This is a genomic window from Streptomyces sp. NPDC047886, from assembly GCF_043204435.1.
Classification (GTDB): domain Bacteria; phylum Actinomycetota; class Actinomycetes; order Streptomycetales; family Streptomycetaceae; genus Streptomyces.
Window position 1 is genome coordinate 208042 of the sequence record NZ_JBIDCF010000004.1, and the last position, 18237, is coordinate 226278.

Consider the following 18237-nt stretch of genomic DNA (forward strand, 5'->3'; position numbering starts at 1 on the left):
CCCCCTCCAGGGGAGGCCGCCATGGAACTCGTCGAGGAGCGCCCCTACCGGTACCGCATCGACCCGCGCCCGGGGATGAGGGTCCCGGGTGTGGTGTTCGCGTCGCCCGAGCTGCTGCGGGACGCCCGGCAGTCGCTGGAGCAGGTCGCCAACGTGGCGACGCTGCCGGGCATCGTCGGCGCCTCGTACGCCATGCCGGACATCCACTGGGGCTACGGCTTCCCGATCGGCGGCGTGGCCGCCACCGACATCGACGCCGGCGGCGTCGTCTCGCCCGGCGGCGTCGGGTTCGACATCTCCTGCGGCGTACGGCTGCTCGCCGCCGACCGCGACGCGAGCACGGTCCGGCGGGCGCTCCCGGAGATCATGGACGGCCTGGACCGGACCGTCCCGCGCGGGGCGGGCCCCGGTGGGGTCTGGCGGCTCACCGGCCACGGCCAGCTGGAACGGCTCCTGAACGGCGGCTCGCGTTACGTCGTCGAACAGGGCCACGGCGAGGAACGCGACCTCACGCGCTGCGAGGACGGCGGGGCCGTGGCCGACGCGGACGTGGAGCAGGTCAGCGAGCGGGCGCGCGAGCGCGGGCTCGGCCAGGTCGGCAGTCTCGGCTCCGCCAACCACTTCCTGGAGGTCCAGCGGGTGGCCGAGGTCTACGACGAAGCGGTCGCCGCCGCTTTCGGCATCGCCGGGGACCAGATCTGCGTCATGATCCACTGCGGGTCGCGGGGGCTCGGGCACCAGATCTGCTCGGACCACGTGCGGGCGATGGACCGGGCCATGGCGCGGTACGGGATCGACGTACCCGACCGGCAACTGGCGTGCACCCCGGTGGACTCGCCGGAAGGCCGGGACTACCTCGGGGCGATGGCCGCCGCCGCCAACTACGGCCGCGCCAACCGCCAGCTGCTCTCCGAGGCGGCCCGCCGCGTCTTCGGCCGCGAGGCGAGCGCCCGGCTCACCCTCGTCTACGACGTGTCCCACAACCTGGCCAAGACCGAGACGCACACGGTGGACGGCGAACGGCGCCGGCTCTGTGTGCACCGCAAGGGCGCCACCCGGGCCTTCCCGCCCGGCCACCCGGATCTGCCGCCCGACCTGCGCGGGGCCGGCCAGCCGGTGCTCATCCCCGGCACGATGGGGACCGCCTCGTACGTGCTGACCGGCGTGCCGGGCGGCGACGCGTTCCACTCCACCTGCCACGGCGCCGGGCGGGTCATGAGCCGGCACCAGGCCGCCCGCACGATCCACGGCAGGGACCTGAGGAACCGGCTGGAGAGCGAGGGCATCGCCGTGCGGCCGCTGTCGTGGCGTGCCCTCGCGGAGGAGACCCCGGAGGCGTACAAGGACGTCACGGCGGTGGTGGAGGCGAGCGAGGGCGCCGGCCTCTGCCGGAAGGTGGCCCGCCTGGTCCCGCTCGGCGTCGTCAAGGGCTAGACCGCCAAGAGCCGGACCGCGGGGGCTGGACCGCCAAGGGCTGGACCGCCAGGGGCAGGGCACCGGCTCGGTCCCACGCGGTCATACGTCGACGGTCACCGCGCACGACCAGCCGTACGGACCGGGTGCCAGACGCAGTTCGTTCCAGGAGACCGCCTTCGGCGCGGCGCCGGTGATCTGCACGTTCGCCATGTCGGTCATCGCCAGCCGTATGTCGACGTCCCCGTCGACGCTCTCCGCCTCCACGTCCACGGGCACCTCGCCGTGCACCTCCAGCCGGAAGACGACCTCCTCCAGGAGCGTGGCCAGCAGGTCGTCGTCGGGTCCCTCGGCCAGCCGTACCTGGCGTACGGCGTCCGCCCGGACCCCCGACACGTCCGCGAAGCACTCGACCATGGCGAGCACCGCCTCCGCGAGGCACTGCTCGCGGCTCCCGCCCCATGCCTCGATCCGTACGTCGGCCGTGTGCGGCACGGCGCGATGGCCGCCCTCGCCCGGGCGTCGCGCCTGCCCGCCGTCGTCGCCGTCCTCGTCACGGACATCCCTGTCGCCGGCCATGCCGACCGGTTTCCCCACTGTCCCCGGAACATGCGGCCGCGCCCAGCCCGCATCCGTCACGGGGCCGTGTGGGCCGAACCTGCCGGACCCGGGGGCGGTGCGGAGGACGGGTCAGCCGAGGTTCAGGGTGCGCGCCGCGAACCCCGCCGGTACCGGTGACGCGTAGCCCTCCGGCACCGTGGCCGCGCTCGCGGCCGCCGACGTGTCCGGGGCGGGTGGTTCGGTGACCGCACCGGCCTCCGGGGCCGGTGTGTCCGCGTGCGTGGCGCACGGCCCGCCGCCGGTGGCCACCCCGCAGCGCCCGCCGCGCTTCTTCGGCCGTCCGCACAGCAGGGCGGGGTCGTGGACGTGGCAGAGACCGGACGCACCGGCCCCGGTGGGGCAGCGGTGTCCGGCCTTGGTCGTCGCGGTGCACTGCCGGTCGGGAGACGTGGCCACCATGCACCGCATCATGCCGCAGACCGGTACGGCGCGTCGTGACGGGGTCACCGGTTCGCCGTGCCCGGGGGGCGCGCCCCCGTGCCCGGTGACACGCTGCTCTGGTACGCGCCTCCCGCGATCCGCGACCCAAGGAAACCACCGTGATCACCACTGACTTCGTTCCCGGCTCCCCGTGCTGGCTCGACCTCGGCGCACCCGATGTCGCGGCGGCAGCCGCCTTCTACGGCGCGGTGTTCGACTGGGAGTTCCAGAACTTCGGTCCCGACGCCGAGGAGTTCGGCTTCTTCAGACTGGACGGCAAGGCCGTCGGCGGCCTCGGTCCGCTCACCGAGGAGGGCGCGCGTTCGGCGTGGATGGTCTACTTCCACACGCCGGACGCCGCGGCCACGACCGAGACCGTACGCCGCCTCGGCGGCTCCGTCCGGGTCGAGCCGATGGACGCCGAGGACGCGGGCCGGCTGGCCCAGTACACCGACCCGCAAGGCGGTCAGTTCGCCGTCTGGCAGCCCGGCAAGATGACCGGCCTGGAGGCCGCCGACCGGCCGGGCGCCCTGTGCTGGACCGAGCTGTACACGACGGACGCGGCCGCCGCCAAGGGGTTCTACGGCGACCTGTTCGGCTGGACCACCCAGGACATGGGCCTCCCGGGCGGCGGCGGAACGTACTCCTTGATCACCCCGTCCGGCCAGCCGGAGGAGCGCATGCACGGCGGCCTGATGGAGATGCCCGCCGACCAGCTCGCCCTGACCGGCGGGAGGGCCTACTGGCACCCGGTGTTCGCCTCCGATGACTGTGACGCCGCCGTCGGCCGGGTCAGGGACAACGGCGGCTCGGTGCTGATGGGACCGGAGGACGCGGAGGGCGTCGGGCGGCTCGCGCTGTGCGCCGACCCGGCCGGCGCGGACTTCGTGGTGCTCACGCCGGCCCAGATGTAGGCGTCGGTCCCGGGCCCCGGCCGCCGCTGACCCGTCGGTCCGTGGTCGGCCCATGCGCCCCCGGCACGGGACACCGGCCGGGGGCGCACCCCTGCCCGGTCACCCCTGCCCGGTCACCCCTGCCCGGTCACCCCGCCCCGTCACCGCACCCTGTCACCCCCGGTGTCCGTGTCCGGCGGGGCCTCACCACGACAGGTCGTCGAACAGCGCCGTCACCGGCTGCTGCGGCCCGCCCGTCAGCGGCTGTTCGGCCCACATCACCTTGCCGCCCGGCGTGTACCGCGTTCCCCACCGCCCCGCGAACTGGGACACCAGGTACAGGCCGCGCCCGCCCTCGTCCGTGGTGGCGGCGCGCCGCAGATGCGGGGAGGTGCTGCTGCCGTCGGACACCTCGCAGATCAGGGTGCGGTCGCGCAACAGCCGTACGTGGATCGGATCCGAGCCGTAGCGGATCGCGTTGGTGATGAGCTCGCTCAGCATCAGTTCCGTCGTGAAGCCGATCTCCTCCAGGCCCCACCGCTCCAGCTGCCGGCCGCAGGCCGCCCGCACGGGGGCGACGGCCGAGGGGTCGCGCGGCACGTCCCAGTCGGCGATCCGGTCGGCGGGCAGCAGCCTCGTACGGGCGACGAGCAGCGCGATGTCGTCGCTGCGGTGCGGGGGGAGCATCGCGTCGAACACCGCCCGGCAGGTCTCCTCGGGCGTCCGGTCGCCGTCGTCGGCCAGGGTGGCGCGCAGCAGGTCGAGGCCCGCGTCCACATCGCGCTCCCGGTGTTCGATCAGGCCGTCCGTGTACAGCACGAGCCGGCTGCCCTCGGGCAGTCGCACCTCGGCGGTCTCGAAGGGCTGACTGCCCAGGCCCAGCGGCGGATAGAGGGGCACGTCCAGGAGGTCCACACCGCCGTCGGGGCGCACCACGGCCGGGGCGAAGTGCCCCGCCGTGGCCATGCTGCACGTCCCGGACGACGGATCGTAGATGGCGTACAGGCAGGTGGCGCCCGTGAGGGCGGCGCCGCCCTCGTCGCCCTCCTCGTCGTCGATCCGGGAGACGAGTTCGTCGAGGTGGCCGAGGAGTTCGTCCGGGGGCAGGTCGAGGCTGGAGAAGTTGTGGACGGCGGTACGCAGCCGGCCCATGGTCGCGGCGGCGTGCAGGCCGTGGCCGACGACGTCGCCGACGACCAGCGCGACCCGTGCCCCCGGCAGGGGGATCACGTCGAACCAGTCGCCGCCCACCCCGGCCTGCGCGGGCAGATACCGGTGGGCGACCTCCAGGGCGTCCTGCTCGGGCAGGACCCGGGGCAGCAGGCTCCGCTGGAGGGTGACGGCCATGGCGTGCTCGCGGGTGAAGCGGCGGGCGTTGTCGATGGCGACGGCGGCGCGGGCGGCGAGCTCCTCGGCGAACGCCAGATCGTCCTGTTCGAAGCGTTCGAGCCGCTCCGAGCGCCAGAAGTTCGCCATGCCGACGGTGACGCCGCGCGCCCGCAGCGGTACGGCGATGAGGGAGTGGATGCCGTACTCCAGGGCCCGGTCGGCGCCCGCGGGATCCTGCTCGCGCCAGCCGTGCGCGACCGTCAGGTCCTCCTCCAGGACGGCCCGGCCGCCGGCCAGCGCCGCGCCCATCGGGGTCGTCGCCACGTCGAACCTGATCGGGTCGCCGACCGGTTGCAGGGGGTGGTCGTCGCGGACCCCGGTCACGGCGGCCCGGCGCATCTCGGTGGGCTCCCCGGACGGTTCCTCGCCCCGCAGGACCGGGTCGAGCAGCTCCACCGTGACGAAGTCCGCGAACCGGGGGACCGCCACCTCCGACAGCTCCTCGGCGGTCCGTACGACGTCCAGCGTCGTTCCGATGCGCACACCGGCCTCGTACAGCAGCTTGAGGCGCTCGCGGGCCACCTCGGCCGTGCCGGAGACGGCCCGCAGCTCGGTGGTGTCACGGAAGGTGGCGACGATGCCCGAAGTGCCGTGCGGGTCCGTGGGCCGGATGTTCACGGCCAGCAGGCTGTCACCCGCCAGATGCACCTCGTCGGTGACGGCGCGCCCCGAGGCGAGGACGTCGGCGGTGCCCGGTTCGAGGCCCAGGTCGCCGATGTGACGGCCTTCCGCGTCGCCGGGCAGTTCGAGGAGCCGGCGGGCCTCGTCGTTGGCGAGGACCAGGCGGCCGTCGGCGCCGAGGATGAGCACGCCCTCCCGCACGGCGTGCAGTACGGCGTCGTGGTGTTCGTACATCCGGGTCATCTCGGTGGGGCCGAGGCCGTGCGTCTGCCTCCGCAACCGTCGGCTGACCAGCACGGCGCTGCCCACGGCGAGGACGAGCGCGGCCACGCCGGCGCCCAGGAACACCGGCAGCTGGCGGTCGACCGAGGCACCGACGCTCTCGATGGTGACCCCCGCCCCCACCAGTCCCACCACGGTGCCGTCGCCGTCCGTCACGGGCACGATCGCCCGCGCCGCGTCGTTCGGGTCGCCTTCGAAGATCTCGGTGAAGCCGGAACCGGTCAGGGCCGGTTCCACGCCGACGGCGCGGCTGCCGACCAGGGACGGATCGCTGTCCGCGAGGCGCGTGCCGTCGATCGCCATCACCGCGATGAAGTCCACCCCCGAACCCCGCTTCGCCTCCATGACGTACGGCGTCAGCGCCCGGGTCGGGTCGGCGGACAGCACCGCCGCCAGCGTGCCCGGCGCGTCGGCGAACGACTCGGCGGCCGCGAGCGACCGGCGCTGGGCGTCGCGTTCGCTGTCGTAGCGCGCCTGGAAGGCGAGGGCGACGACTGCGGCGGTGATCAGCAGCACGGCGACGACGATCTGCAGGACGAGGACCTGACCCGCGGCGCTGCGCGCGCCCAGCAGCGCGGCCGACCGGGCCCCGCGCCGCCCGCTCCCGGGCCGTGCTCCCGCGCGCGTTCCCCCGTCGGCGCGCGTACCCCTGGGGGAGGCGTCGCGCCGGACCTCAGCGCCGTTTCGCCCGCCGTGCGCGGCGTCCGGCCCGTCCTTGGCGGCGTCCCGCCCGTCCTTCACGGCCGCGCGTCCCGCTCGCCCGCGCCGCCGGAAGAGGCCGGCGAAGGAGCTACCCCGGCCCGAACTCCGCGCGGGTCGTCCGAGACGTCCTCTCATGTCCTCTTTCTAACACCGGGTGTCTTCCGGTGGCGACCGCGCGTGAGCCCCGCGCCGACGGACCGCCGCCCGCCGTCATTCCCCGGCGTCCGCCCGCGTTCCCGCCGCCCGTGCCGTGGCCGGTCCCACCGGTCCGCGGCGTGCGGTGCGCAGCGCCCGCACGGCGAAACCGGGCGCGAGCAGCGACTCGGGGCGGCGGGCGAGACCGGCGACCTCGTTGAAGCGGATCAGCACGTCGTCGTCGTGCTGGGCCGCGACGGTGACCCGCTCCACGTACCGGTTGAGGAGGTCGGTGCCGGGCGGCTTCCTGCCGGTGGTGTCCGCGTACGCGAAGTCGCCGCCCACGGCCAGCGACCACGGCACGTTCACGGTGTGGGCCGCCGCGCGGAAGAACCGGCGGGAGAAGGCGCGGTCGAGCGTGCCGTGCAGGTCCAGACACGCCCCGAGCGCCGCCGCCTGCTGGGCGGCCGACGTCATGCCCTGGCCGTACACCGGGTCGAAGCTGGCGACCGCGTCCCCGATCGTGATCCAGCCGAGCGGGAAGCGGCGCAGCCGCTCGACGTGTCGGCGCAGGTTCGCCGGGAAGCGGTACGAGACCGGCTCGCCGAGCGGTTCCGACACGGCCATGACCTCGGCGATCACGGGATCCTCCAAAGAGCGGGCGAAGCGCAGCCGGCCCTCCTCGTCCGCCGGGGGCGTCTCGCCGTTCAGCCCGGCGAGGGTGACGATCCACCGGTCGCCCTCCAGCGGCAGGGCGATGGCCATGCGGCGCGTGGCCGGGGCGCCGACGACCCCGGCCGCCTTCCAGTCGCGTACGGGCTGTTCGGTACGGCGGTAGGTACGACTGGCGTAGCGGGTGTCGACACCGACGACGGAGGTGGGCGGAGCGTCGTAGCCCAGCGGTTTCAGCCACTCCAGGCTGCGCGCCTGCCGGCCGGTGGAGTCGACCAGGAGGTCGCACCCGGCGGCCGAGCCGTCCGCGAGCCGCACCCCGGTGATCCGTCCGTGCGCGGCGTCGGCCTCGACGCCGGTGACCGCCGTCCGGTCACGGATGACCACGTTCGGCAGGTCGGCCACCCGGTCACGGACCGTCGCCTCCAGATACGGCCGTGACATGGCCGGTCCGCGCAGCCTGGAAGCGGGCCGGCGCAGCACCCCGCCCGCCTGGTGCCAGTACAGGTCGCGGCAGACGTCCACATCGGTGGCGCCGCCCGCGACGAGCTGCTCCGAGATGCCGGGGAACCACTCCTCCAGGAGCTGCCCGCCCGCGTAGAGCAGCAGATGCGCGTGCCGGCCCTGCGGCACCTGGTGCCGCCATCCGGCGCCGTCCGAGAGGGCGTCCCGGTCGATCACGACGACGTCGCCGAACCGCTCCGCCAGCACCCGGGCCGCGCAGAGCCCGGCCATGCTCGCCCCCACGACGATCGCCGTCCCCGCGACCGGGCCGGTGCCGGCCGCCCTTCCTCTGCGGTGGCCCATGTGGCCTCCTCGGTGACCGTGGCCGTGAGCGTGTCCGCTGCTTCCGACGCTATAGCGGTCCGTACGGCGGCGCGCGGCGGGCCGAAGGCGCGGGGAACGCCCGGGAGGGGCTCCGGCGGCGGCCCGGCGGGTCGCCGGTGGACGACCGGTGGGGCCGTGGTCCTGGCGGGAACCGGCCGTGGCGAAAATGTGTCCCCTCTGGGGGAAGTCGTCATGGCGGTGAGGAGACCGTATGAACGCGTGGTCGGTGCCCGGGTACACGGAGACCCGTGAGCTCGGTTCGGGCGCGAGCGGCCGGGTCGTGCTGGCCGTCCACGACACGACCGGCGTACCCGTGGCGGTGAAGTACCTGAGTGAGGCGCTCCGTACGGACACGGCGTTCGTGCACGCGTTCCGGGGCGAGGCACGGCTGCTCGCCGCGCTGCGCTCGCCGTACGTCGTCGGCCTCTACGAGTACGTGGAGGCGCCCGACGGCGCCGCCATCGTGATGGAGCTGGTGGACGGCCTCGCCCTGCGTGCCGTGCTGAAGCGGCACGGGCCCGTCGGACCCGAGGCGGCGCTCGTCGTCCTCAAGGGTTCCCTGCTGGGCCTCGCGGCGGCGCACGGCGCCGGTGTCGTCCACCGGGACTACAAGCCAGAGAACGTCCTCGTCGCGGCCGACGGTTCGTCCACGCTCGTCGACTTCGGGATCGCCGTGGACCGGGGCGCCGTCGCCGGGGTGGCCGGCACCCCGGCGTACATGGCGCCCGAGCAGTGGACCGGCGGGCCCGCGTCGCCGGCCGCCGACGTGTACGCGGCGACCGCCACGTTCTACGAGTGCCTGACCGGGCGGAAGCCGTTCACCGGCGACAACTTCGCCGAACTCGCCCTGCGCCACCTCGGCGACCCGGTGCCCGAGGACGACGTTCCCGAACCGGTGCTGCCGCTCATCCGCAAGGGCCTCGCCAAGGCGCCCGAGGACCGGCCGCAGGAAGCCGCCCTGTTCGTCGAGGAGTTGGAGGCCATCGCCGGGGCGGCCTACGGGCCCGACTGGGAGGAGCGCGGCCGGGGCAGGCTCGCCGCCCTCGCGGCCCTGCTGCCCCTGCTGTTCCCGTCGGCGGGCGAGCGGGCGGAGAGCAGCACGGACGTGGCGTCCACGTCCCTGGGCGGACGTGACGACAGCTGGTGGTACGCCTGGAAACCGAACGGCCTCGGCATCAGCGCCATGGTCTCCGCGCTCGTCCTGGCCCTGATCCTGACGCTCGGCGCGCACGCCGGCGACAACGGGGCCCGGTCCACATCGGCGCAGGCCGTCGCCACGACCGGCGTCGACGGCACGCCCGCCACCCCGTCGCCCGCGCCGTCCGCGAGCGCCTCCGCCAGCACGTCCCCCCAGCCGAGCGCGAGCGTGAGCGCCGGCGCGAGCACGGGCGCGAGCCCGAGCGCCGGTGCCACGCGGACCCCGACCACGACTCCGGCACCCGGGCATCCGGGCGGGGCGACACCCTCCCCGGGCCTCACCGGCAGCGGCCCCACACACGGCGGTTCCCCGTTCACCACCCCGCCCACGGAGCCACCGCCCACCACGACCGAGCCGCCGACGCCCACGCCCGTACCGCCCAACGTGAAGGCGGTGTCCGTCACCGACTTCCGGCAGACCGACTTCACCACGGCCACCGCCACGTTCGACATCACCACCGACGGCACAGGTCCGCTCACACTGACCGTCACCTGGGCCACCGGCGACACCAAGGGCGCCGCCGGCACCCAGGACGGCGCCACCCAGACCTTCCGGCGCAGCGGCGCCACGCACTACACCCTGACGCTCACCCACACGTTCCAGGGCGAAGGCTGCTACTGGAGCGTCCGGGCCGGCAGCGACCCGGCACCCGCCAACGGCGGTTCCACCCAGCAGCTCCTGACACGGCGGTGCGAGCTCCGATGAACCACGAGAGCGACGAGCAGGACAGCGACTACAGCGCGACCGCGCTGGCCAGCCACTGGATCCAGCGCCCCGACGACCCGCCGGAGCCCCGCACCGAGCCGTATCCGGTGGTGGCGGACGCGCGGCCCGACCGGGTCGACGGCGTCGTCCTGCGGTTCGGGCCCGGCGTGACCGCGGCCGCGCTCGACCTGAGGGCGGCCCACGCCCCCGCCGCTCCCGACTCCCGCCCGCCGCGCCGGGGTTCGGCCGTACGCCGGTTCGCCCTGCCCGCCGTCGTCCTGCTGTGCGTGCTGGCCTTCCTGGCCTGGCAGCGGTACGCGCCGACGGTGGCCGTGCGGGACGTCGCCGTGCGGACCGCCGCCACAGGACCCGGCTGCGAGGGCACCGCCGACGTCGTCGGCGTCGTCACCACCGACGGCCGGCCCGGCACCCTCGTCTACCGCTGGGTGCGCAGTGACGGCACCGTGTCGGAGGAGCTGCGCGAGACCGTACGGCGCGGCCAGACCGAGGCCAGGCTGCACCTGTTGTGGACTTTCAGCGGCGAGGGGGAGTACCGGGCCAGGGCCGAGCTGGAGATCCTGTCGCCCGGCCGGCGCCTGGCGGGGGCCGACTTCGTGTACACCTGCCCGAGCGGCGGTGCTTGATCGACTGGTGACGCCCCGGCCCCGGACGTACCGTTGAACGGTGGACGGCTCCGTCCACGGACCCTCCCTGAGGGTACTGCGCCATGACCACGTCCCGGCCGACTCCCACGCCTCGTGCCGCCACCCCCCGAGCGGGCGGCGGCAACGGAATGGCGCTGCTGGTCATCGCCTCGTGCCAGCTGATGGTGGTCCTCGACATCACCATCGTGAACATCGCCCTGCCGCAGATCCAGCGGTCGCTGGAGTTCTCCACCACCAGCCTGTCGTGGGTGGTCAACGCCTACACGCTCACCTTCGGCGGGCTGCTGCTCCTCGGCGGACGCACCGGCGACATCCTGGGCAGGCGCCGGATGTTCGTCATCGGCGTCCTGGTGTTCGTCCTCGCCTCCCTGTTCGGCGGGCTCGCCCAGAACTCCGGTCAACTCCTCGCCGCGCGGGCCTTCCAGGGCGTCGGCGGCGCCATCGCGTCACCGACCTCCCTCGCCCTGATCAGCACCACGTTCAAGGAAGGCCCGGAACGCAACCGGGCGTTCGGGGTGTTCGCGGCCGTCTCGGCCGGCGGCGGCGCGATCGGCCTGCTCGCCGGCGGGATGCTCGTCGAGTGGCTCAACTGGCGCTGGGTGCTGTTCGTCAACGTACCGATCGGCCTGCTGATCGCCCTCGCGGCACCGCGCTGGATCAAGGAGTCCGAGCGGCGGCCCGGCCACTTCGACGTCACGGGCGCGCTGACCTCGACGGTAGGCATGGTCCTGCTCGTGTACGGCTTCATCCGCGCCGCGCAGGAGGGCTGGCGCGACGGGCTGACGGTGGCGTCGTTCGCGGCGGCCGTGGTGATCCTCTCGGTGTTCATCCTGGTGGAGCGCCGGTCCAGGCAGCCGATCACACCGCTCCACATGTTCACCGACCGCAACAGGGCGGGCACCTACGGGATGATGCTGAGCCTGGCGGCCGCGATCTTCGGGATGTTCTTCTTCCTGACGCTGTTCGTGCAGAACGTCCTCGACTTCAGCCCCCTCCAGGCGGGGCTGGCGTTCCTGCCCGTGAGCGCGGTCATCGCGGTCGGTGCGGGACTGGCCTCGCAGCTGCTGCCGAAGTACGGCCCGAAGCCGTTCATGGTGTGCGGCGCCCTGCTCGCCGCGGCGGGCCTCGGCTGGCTGACGCTGACCGACGCCCACTCCACCTATCTCGGCAGCGTGCTGGGTCCGATGCTCGTCCTGAGCCTCGGCATGGGCATGCAGTTCGTCTCCCTCACCCTGATGGCGCTCTCCAACGTGCCCACCGGCGAGACCGGCGCCGCATCGGGACTGCTCAACGCCAACCAGCAGGTCGGCGGTTCGCTCGGCCTGTCCATCCTGGTCACGGTGTTCGGCACGGCCAGCGCCGGCGAGGGGAGACGGCAGGTCGCCGACTTCCTCGCCCGGGCGACGGACGCCGAGCGCCTGCGCTTCCAGCGCACCGGGGACCTGCCGGCTCCCTGGGCCGACGAGGTCCTGACGTCCGGTGCGTCGGCGGGGTTCATCACGGCCGCCGTGTTCGCCGCGATCGGCGCGGTGATCGCCCTGTTCGTCATCCAGGTACGCCCCTCCGATCTGGAGCGCCTCCAGGGGTCGTCGGGCATCGGCGCCCACTGAACCGAACCCCCATCGGTTCACCACCCGGACTTGAGCGCGTCCGCGTAGCGTCCGCGGCATGAAGGCTCTCGTGCTGTCCGGAGGTTCGGGGACCCGGCTGCGTCCCTTCACCCACACCTCGCCCAAGCAACTGGTCCCGGTGGCCAACAAACCGGTCCTCTACTACGTCCTGGAGGACATCGCGAGGGCCGGGATCACCGACGTCGGCATCGTGGTGGGGGACAGCGCCGACGAGATCGCCCACGCGGTCGGCGACGGGGGCAAGTTCGGCCTGCGCGTCACGTATCTGCCGCAGGAGGCGCCGCTGGGACTCGCCCACGCGGTGCTGATCGCGCGCGACTACCTCGCCGACGACGACTTCGTGATGTACCTGGGTGACAACTTCGTGGTCGGCGGCATCACCGGCATCGTCGACAGGTTCAGGGCCGAGCGCCCCGACGCCGGGATCCTCCTGACCCGGGTGTCCGACCCGACGAACTTCGGCGTCGCCGAGATCGGCCCCGACGGGCGCGTCGTGGGCCTGGAGGAGAAGCCCCGCCGGCCCAAGAGCGACCTCGCGCTGGTCGGCATCTACCTGTTCACGCCCGTCGTTCACGAGGCGGTCCGCGCCATCAGCCCGTCCTGGCGCGGCGAACTGGAGATCACCCACGCCATCCAGTGGCTGATCGACCGGCCCTGCGACGTCCGGTTCACCACGATCTCCGGATACTGGAAGGACACCGGGAACGCGGGCGACATGCTGGAGGTGAACCGCTCCGTCCTCGACTCCATCGAGCCAGGCGTCGAGGGCGACGTCGACGCCACCAGCGAACTGGTCGGCCGTGTCCGGATCGAGGCGGGCGCGCGCGTCCGGGGCTCCCGGATCGTCGGCCCCGCGATCATCGGCTCCGGCACGGTCATCAGCGGCTCGTACATCGGCCCCTACACCTCGATCGCGGACGACTGCCGGATCGAGGACAGCGAGATCGAGTTCTCCATCGTGCTGCGCGACTCCCGCCTCAGCGGGACACGCCGGGTCCAGCGGTCGCTGATCGGACGCAATGTGACGGTGAGCCCCGCCCCCAGGGTGCCCGCGGGAACCTGCCTCATCCTCGGCGACGACAGCAGAGTGGAGATCTCCCTATGACACCCACGGACATCCTGGTCACGGGCGGCGCGGGGTTCATCGGCTCGGCCTACGTCCGGACGCTCCTGGGACCGGACGGCGACCCCGCCGTCCGCGTCACCGTCCTCGACCGGCTGACGTACGCGGGGAACCCGGCCAACCTCGACACGGTGCGCGGCAGCGACCGGTTCGCCTTCGTCCAGGGCGACATCTGCGACACCGCCCTGGTGGACGACCTCGTGCGCGCGCACGACCAGATCGTGCACTTCGCCGCCGAATCGCACGTCGACCGGTCCCTCACGGGCGCGGGCGAGTTCGTGCGCACCAATGTCGTCGGCACCCAGACCCTGCTGGACGCGGTGCTGCGGCACACGGACGGCGGGACGCGGCGGACGTTCGTCCACATCTCGACGGACGAGGTGTACGGCTCGATCGACGTCGGCGCCTGGGACGAGACCGCTCCGCTGCGGCCCAGCTCACCTTACGCGGCCACCAAGGCGGCGAGCGATCTGCTCGCCCTCGCGTACCACCACAGCCACGGCCTCGACGTGCGTGTCACCCGGTGCGCCAACAACTACGGCCCGTACCAGTTCCCGGAGAAGGTCATCCCGCTGTTCGTCACCCGGCTCCTGGACGGCGGCAGGGTGCCGCTGTACGGCGACGGCGGCAACGTACGCGGCTGGCTGCACGTCGACGACCACGTGCGCGCCGTCGAACTCGTGCGCACGGCGGGCCGCCCCGGAGAGATCTACAACATCGGCGGCGGCACCGAACTGTCCAACAAGGAACTCACCGGGCTGCTGCTCGACGCCGTCGGCGCGGACTGGGACGCCGTCGAGCCGGTCGCCGACCGCAAGGGCCACGACCGGCGGTACGCCGTCTCCGACCGGAAGATCGCCACCCTGCTCGGCTACCGGCCGCGACGGGACTTCACGGCCGGTCTGGCCGGGACCGTGGACTGGTACCGGGACAACCGGGCCTGGTGGGAGCCTCTGGTGACGGACGGGCGACAGCGGAGGAAGTTGGCCTGAACGTGTCCGGCCGCTGTCAGGTGTCCGCCGTGTCCAGCCGTCAGATCCAGCCCGACGTGCTCGCGATGCGGACCGCGTCCAGCCGGTTGCGGGCGTCCATCTTCCGCACGATCGTCGTCAGATAGTTCCGAACGGTGCCGGGGGACAGGGACAGCTTGTGGGCGATCTCGCAGATCCCGTCCCCGGCCGCCGCGTGCTGGAGTATCTCCATCTCCCTCTCCGTGAGCGGGCAGCCCGTGTTTCCCCACGCGGCGAGCGTCATATCGGTGTCGAAAACGCGATGGCCCGCGTGCACCCGGCGTATGGCGTCCCCGAGATGGACCGGTGGGGATTTCTTGAGAACCAGACCACCGAGACCGGCCGTCAGGGACTGTCGCACGGTGGCGAGGCGCGCGAAACGCGCCATTAACAGGGTCCGGCAGTCCGGCAGGTACTCCTGGATCTCGACAGCCGCCGTGAGGCTTTCCCTTTCCTGTACATCCACATCGATGAGGGCGACGTCCGGACCGTATTCGAGGACCGTCGGAATCAATTCGCTGCCGTTGACGGTGGAGCTGACGACTTTGATGTCGAGTTCCCGGTCCAGCAGCAGGACCAGACCGGCACGGACCATGTCGAGGTGTTCGGCGATGACGACGCGTATCACTCTGAGTTCCCCCCAGGGCATTCCAGCCGAGCGGTGGTCGGGCCGGTCGGCGGGCGGGTACGGGCGCGCGGGTCGCTGGTGACGTGCGAGAGCGGTGGCGGTGCCGCCCTCCTCAGGGACGCCGGACGAGTGGAAGGGCGCCGCGCGCCGCGATGCGCGGGTCGTCCTGAATTGGCTGCGACACCGGAACCGCGGACACTGACACGTCGGGCACCGCGACTTCGGACGGTGTGCTCGTCATTCGCTCCCCCGTTGTCGACGCCACTGGCCGACGCACTCACGGAATCCCGGTCAGGGCGTGGAGGAACCCGCCTCCAGTCGCCTTCCGACAGCCGGTATCGCGTTACCGAGGCATCTTTCCACGACTATAAGACGCGGCTCCCGCGCGTGCCACGCCTGCCGGACCGGCAGACGTCTATCAGCCGTGATCGAAACGCGGCCGGGAACTGACCGCAGTTGCTGGCACCCTGGAGTCATGGCCGAGACTCCATCGCGCATGCTCCGACTGCTGTCCCTGTTGCAGAACAGCCGGGACTGGCCCGGCAGCAAGCTCGCGGAGCGACTCGACGTGAGTCCCCGGACGCTGCGCCGCGACATCGAACGGCTCCGCGAACTCGGCTATCCGGTACACGCCATACCGGGCGTCGGAGGCGGCTACCGGCTGGAGGCGGGCGCCGACCTGCCGCCGCTGCTGCTCGACGACGACGAGGCCGTCGCCATCGCCGTGGGCCTGCGCACGGCGGCCGGCGGCACCGTGGCGGACATCGAGGAGACGTCCATCCGCGCGCTGGCGAAGCTCGAACAGGTCCTGCCGAAACGGCTGCGCAGCCGGGTGAACGCGCTCCAGAACTACACCGTGCCCATGTTCGGCGCCGGTCCCACCGCCAACCCCGAGTACCTGGCCTCGGTCGCCCAGGCCTGCCGCGACCTGCAACGGCTCAGATTCACCTACAGCAAGCGGGACGGCGACCGCGGCAGCCGCCTGGTGGAGCCCTACCGCCTCGTCCACGTCAGCCGGAAGTGGTACCTGCTGGCCTGGGACATGGAACGCGAGGACTGGCGTACGTTCCGCGTCGACCGGATGGAGGCGCCCCTGCTCACCGGGGTGCGCTTCCGGCAGCGGGAACTGCCCGCCGAGGACGCCGCCGCGTACGTCGCCCAGTCCATCACGTCGTCGCTCGCCCGCTACCGCGCGCTGGTGACGTTCCACGCGCCCATCGAGGTCGTCGCCGAACGGGTGCGGCCGCGCGACGGCATCCTCACGGCGGTGGACGACCATACCTGCCGGCTGCGCACGGCGGCCGATTCGCTGGAGTGGCTCGCACTCACCATCGGCCTGTTCACGATCGAGTTCGAGGTCCACGAACCCCCCGAACTCATCGCGTACGTACAGGAGCTGTCGGAGCGGCTGGCCCGCTCCGTCGCGGGCGCCGCGCCGGATGCCGCCGTGCGCGACTGACGCGCGCCCGTCAGCGGGCCAGCACCCGGGTCAGCACCGCGCGCAGCGTGTCGTGGCCGTCGTCGTCGGGCGGTTCCTGCGCGCTCCGCCAGGCGACCACCCCGTCCGGGCGGACGAGGCTCGCGCCCGCCGCCCCGATGCCGTACGTCCGGCACAGCTCACCGCCCGGGTCGGTCAGCTCGCGACCGGCTCCCAGCGTGTCGAGCGGCACGCCCAGCTCCCGGGCCACGTCGCGGCCCGCCCGCGCCCACCCGTGACCACCCGGGGCGGTCAGCAGCACCCACCCGGCGCCGAACAGGTGCACGGTGGACTCCCGGCGGCCGTCGCGCTCGATCCACACGTGCGGCGCCCGGAACCCGGCGCGGCCGGAGGGGCGCAGCGGATCCTCCGTCGGCGCGGGATCGTCGTCCTCGACCACGACGGCGTCGGAGCGGTACCGGAACCCCATGACGACCTCCGCCGTCCCGTGTCCCTCCGGGACCTCGCCGACGAGCTCCGGAGCCATCCGTTCGGCGTAGACGCTGAGCGACTCGTCCACCACCAGCCGGGCCACGAGCGCCCGTTCCCGCCCGTAGCTGTCGAGCAGCCCGTCACCGGCCTCGCCGTGCAGCACGGCCGCCAGCTTCCACGCCACGTCGAACCCGTCGCCGATCGCGGTGTTGCCGCCCATGCCGCCCGTCGGCGGGGTGACCTTGGCGGCGTCGCCCACCAGCAGGACCCGGCCGTCGCGCCACCGGTCGGCGATGTACGCGGCCATCTCCCAGCTCTGGACGTCGAGGATGGCGGGCGACACGTCGGCCGTGCCGACCGCCAGCCGGATGAGTTCGGCGCACCGCTCCCGCGTGTAGTCCTGCGGGGACTCCCCGGCGGCGGGGTCGTACCGCACGTAGAAGGTGTGCCGGTTCGGGTCGTCGGTGGGCCCGAACGTGGCGGTGAACGCGGGGTTGCGCAGGTAGTACCAGCCGGTGGAGCCGGGCGGCAGCACCGCCGACAGGTCCGCGTCGAAGATGACGCCCATGAAGTGCGCGAGCGAACCGTGACCGTGCCGGGTGATGCCGAGCCGCTCGCGGATCGCGCTGCGCGGCCCGTCCGCCGCGACCAGGTAGCGCGCGCGTACGGGGTACGCGGCGCCGCCCCCGGTGTCACGCAGCACGGCGGTGACGCCCGAACCGTCCTGCTCGAACGAGACCAGTTCGGTGGCGAACCGGACGTCGGCGCCGTACTTCTCCGCACGCGCCCGCAGGATCGGCTCCACGCGGTCCTGCGCCGCGAGCGCCCACGGCATGGGCGTGCACCGCTCGGTCGCCCCGACCAGCTCGTCGAAGCTCTCCGCGAACGTGTGCAGCACACGACCGCCGACCGTCTCGGCGATCTTTATGGAGAAGTCGCCGCGCGGCCCCCGGATGTCGGCGGCCGCCCGCACCTCGTCGGCGATCCCGCCGATCCGCATCAGCTCCATCGTGCGCGGGTTCTGGCCCGCCGCCTTCGGATACACCGACGTCCCCGGGTGCCGCTCCACCAGCAGCACGCGCACGCCCCGCTGGGCGAGGAACATCGCGGCGGACAGGCCGCCGAGGCCACCGCCGACCACCAGTACCTGGACCTCGGGCCCGCCGTCCATGGCCACCTCCGCACTCCGCCGCACCGCTTCCCGCACCGTTTCCCGGCCGTGCGCCCAGGGTCCGCGCCGGGCCTCGAAGCGGCGACGAGAACCGCTCGAACCGTCCCCTGGGACGTCCCGGAGAAGGCCCGGAGAAGGATCGGAGAAGGCCCGGGAAATCGCTCGGTCGGCGGGATCGATCGCGGCCATGAAGTGTCCGCAATGGGGTCTAACGTACCGAA

General features: G+C 73.2%; 14 protein-coding genes. 8 read left to right on the forward strand and 6 right to left on the reverse strand.

What is annotated here, in order from left to right; all coding sequences use genetic code 11:
* Positions 1–21 precede the first annotated feature (21 nt).
* Positions 22–1434, forward strand: coding sequence for an RtcB family protein (locus ACGF5U_RS15905; protein ID WP_392714613.1), 1413 nt, complete (start codon positions 22–24; stop codon positions 1432–1434).
* Positions 1435–1515: 81 nt separating this feature from the next.
* On the opposite strand, the gene ACGF5U_RS15910 is transcribed toward ACGF5U_RS15905, so the two are convergent.
* Both ACGF5U_RS15910 and ACGF5U_RS15915 read right to left on the reverse strand, forming a co-directional pair.
* Positions 1516–1992, reverse strand: a complete 477-nt coding sequence (locus ACGF5U_RS15910; protein WP_392714614.1) for an archease — start codon at positions 1990–1992, stop codon at positions 1516–1518.
* A gap of 111 nt (positions 1993–2103) precedes the next feature.
* Positions 2104–2433: a hypothetical protein gene (locus tag ACGF5U_RS15915; protein WP_392714615.1), complete on the reverse strand. Its 330-nt coding sequence runs from the start codon at positions 2431–2433 to the stop codon at positions 2104–2106.
* A 140-nt stretch (positions 2434–2573) separates the two neighbouring features.
* Between ACGF5U_RS15915 and ACGF5U_RS15920 the strand changes: the two genes are divergently transcribed.
* The gene (locus ACGF5U_RS15920) at positions 2574–3368 is read left to right on the forward strand and encodes a VOC family protein (RefSeq protein WP_392714616.1); all 795 of its coding nucleotides are present in this window, start codon (positions 2574–2576) and stop codon (positions 3366–3368) included.
* A gap of 183 nt (positions 3369–3551) precedes the next feature.
* Here ACGF5U_RS15920 and ACGF5U_RS15925 read toward each other — a convergent pair whose 3' ends face one another.
* Together ACGF5U_RS15925 and ACGF5U_RS15930 are read right to left on the reverse strand one after the other, a co-directional pair.
* Positions 3552–6212, reverse strand: a complete 2661-nt coding sequence (locus tag ACGF5U_RS15925) for a SpoIIE family protein phosphatase (protein WP_392714719.1) — start codon at positions 6210–6212, stop codon at positions 3552–3554.
* 339 nt (positions 6213–6551) lie between these two features.
* On the reverse strand, positions 6552–7955 hold the full coding sequence (locus ACGF5U_RS15930) for an FAD-dependent oxidoreductase (RefSeq protein WP_392714617.1): 1404 nt from the start codon (positions 7953–7955) through the stop codon (positions 6552–6554).
* Between the two features lie 232 nt (positions 7956–8187).
* Between ACGF5U_RS15930 and ACGF5U_RS15935 the strand changes: the two genes are divergently transcribed.
* The 5 genes from ACGF5U_RS15935 to rfbB all read left to right on the forward strand — a co-directional run bounded on the left by ACGF5U_RS15935 (position 8188) and on the right by rfbB (position 14290).
* Positions 8188–9879, forward strand: a complete 1692-nt coding sequence (locus tag ACGF5U_RS15935; RefSeq protein WP_392714618.1) for a protein kinase — start codon at positions 8188–8190, stop codon at positions 9877–9879.
* Positions 9876–10523 (forward strand): hypothetical protein, encoded by a 648-nt coding sequence (locus ACGF5U_RS15940; RefSeq protein WP_392714619.1) that lies wholly within the window; start codon positions 9876–9878, stop codon positions 10521–10523. Before ACGF5U_RS15935 ends, ACGF5U_RS15940 begins: the two co-directional genes overlap by 4 nt.
* A gap of 83 nt (positions 10524–10606) precedes the next feature.
* Positions 10607–12154: an MFS transporter gene (locus ACGF5U_RS15945; protein WP_392714620.1), complete on the forward strand. Its 1548-nt coding sequence runs from the start codon at positions 10607–10609 to the stop codon at positions 12152–12154.
* Positions 12155–12212: 58 nt separating this feature from the next.
* Positions 12213–13280 (forward strand): glucose-1-phosphate thymidylyltransferase, encoded by a 1068-nt coding sequence (locus tag ACGF5U_RS15950; RefSeq protein WP_392714621.1) that lies wholly within the window; start codon positions 12213–12215, stop codon positions 13278–13280.
* Complete coding sequence (gene rfbB / locus ACGF5U_RS15955; protein WP_392714622.1) at positions 13277–14290, forward strand: dTDP-glucose 4,6-dehydratase; 1014 nt, start codon at positions 13277–13279, stop codon at positions 14288–14290. Before ACGF5U_RS15950 ends, rfbB begins: the two co-directional genes overlap by 4 nt.
* Before the next feature lie 40 nt (positions 14291–14330).
* Here rfbB and ACGF5U_RS15960 read toward each other — a convergent pair whose 3' ends face one another.
* Positions 14331–14936 (reverse strand): DNA-binding response regulator, encoded by a 606-nt coding sequence (locus tag ACGF5U_RS15960; protein WP_392714623.1) that lies wholly within the window; start codon positions 14934–14936, stop codon positions 14331–14333.
* 475 nt (positions 14937–15411) lie between these two features.
* On the opposite strand from ACGF5U_RS15960, the gene ACGF5U_RS15965 reads away from it, so the two are divergent.
* The gene (locus ACGF5U_RS15965; protein WP_392714624.1) at positions 15412–16395 is read left to right on the forward strand and encodes a helix-turn-helix transcriptional regulator; all 984 of its coding nucleotides are present in this window, start codon (positions 15412–15414) and stop codon (positions 16393–16395) included.
* A 10-nt stretch (positions 16396–16405) separates the two neighbouring features.
* Here ACGF5U_RS15965 and rdmE read toward each other — a convergent pair whose 3' ends face one another.
* Positions 16406–18016, reverse strand: a complete 1611-nt coding sequence (rdmE, locus tag ACGF5U_RS15970; protein WP_392714625.1) for an aklavinone 12-hydroxylase RdmE — start codon at positions 18014–18016, stop codon at positions 16406–16408.
* Positions 18017–18237 lie beyond the last annotated feature (221 nt).

What these genes read in the sequence shown, in the direction of transcription:
- ACGF5U_RS15910 (WP_392714614.1), bottom strand. Translation starts at nt 1,992, where the DNA reads ATGGCCGGCGACAGGGATGTCCGTGACGAGGACGGCGACGACGGCGGG.
- ACGF5U_RS15965 (WP_392714624.1), top strand. Translation starts at nt 15,412, where the DNA reads ATGGCCGAGACTCCATCGCGCATGCTCCGACTGCTGTCCCTGTTGCAG.
- ACGF5U_RS15905 (WP_392714613.1), top strand. Translation starts at nt 22, where the DNA reads ATGGAACTCGTCGAGGAGCGCCCCTACCGGTACCGCATCGACCCGCGC.
- rdmE (WP_392714625.1), bottom strand. Translation starts at nt 18,016, where the DNA reads ATGGACGGCGGGCCCGAGGTCCAGGTACTGGTGGTCGGCGGTGGCCTC.
- ACGF5U_RS15915 (WP_392714615.1), bottom strand. Translation starts at nt 2,433, where the DNA reads ATGGTGGCCACGTCTCCCGACCGGCAGTGCACCGCGACGACCAAGGCC.
- ACGF5U_RS15945 (WP_392714620.1), top strand. Translation starts at nt 10,607, where the DNA reads ATGACCACGTCCCGGCCGACTCCCACGCCTCGTGCCGCCACCCCCCGA.
- ACGF5U_RS15930 (WP_392714617.1), bottom strand. Translation starts at nt 7,955, where the DNA reads ATGGGCCACCGCAGAGGAAGGGCGGCCGGCACCGGCCCGGTCGCGGGG.
- rfbB (WP_392714622.1), top strand. Translation starts at nt 13,277, where the DNA reads ATGACACCCACGGACATCCTGGTCACGGGCGGCGCGGGGTTCATCGGC.
- ACGF5U_RS15935 (WP_392714618.1), top strand. Translation starts at nt 8,188, where the DNA reads ATGAACGCGTGGTCGGTGCCCGGGTACACGGAGACCCGTGAGCTCGGT.
- ACGF5U_RS15950 (WP_392714621.1), top strand. Translation starts at nt 12,213, where the DNA reads ATGAAGGCTCTCGTGCTGTCCGGAGGTTCGGGGACCCGGCTGCGTCCC.
- ACGF5U_RS15940 (WP_392714619.1), top strand. Translation starts at nt 9,876, where the DNA reads ATGAACCACGAGAGCGACGAGCAGGACAGCGACTACAGCGCGACCGCG.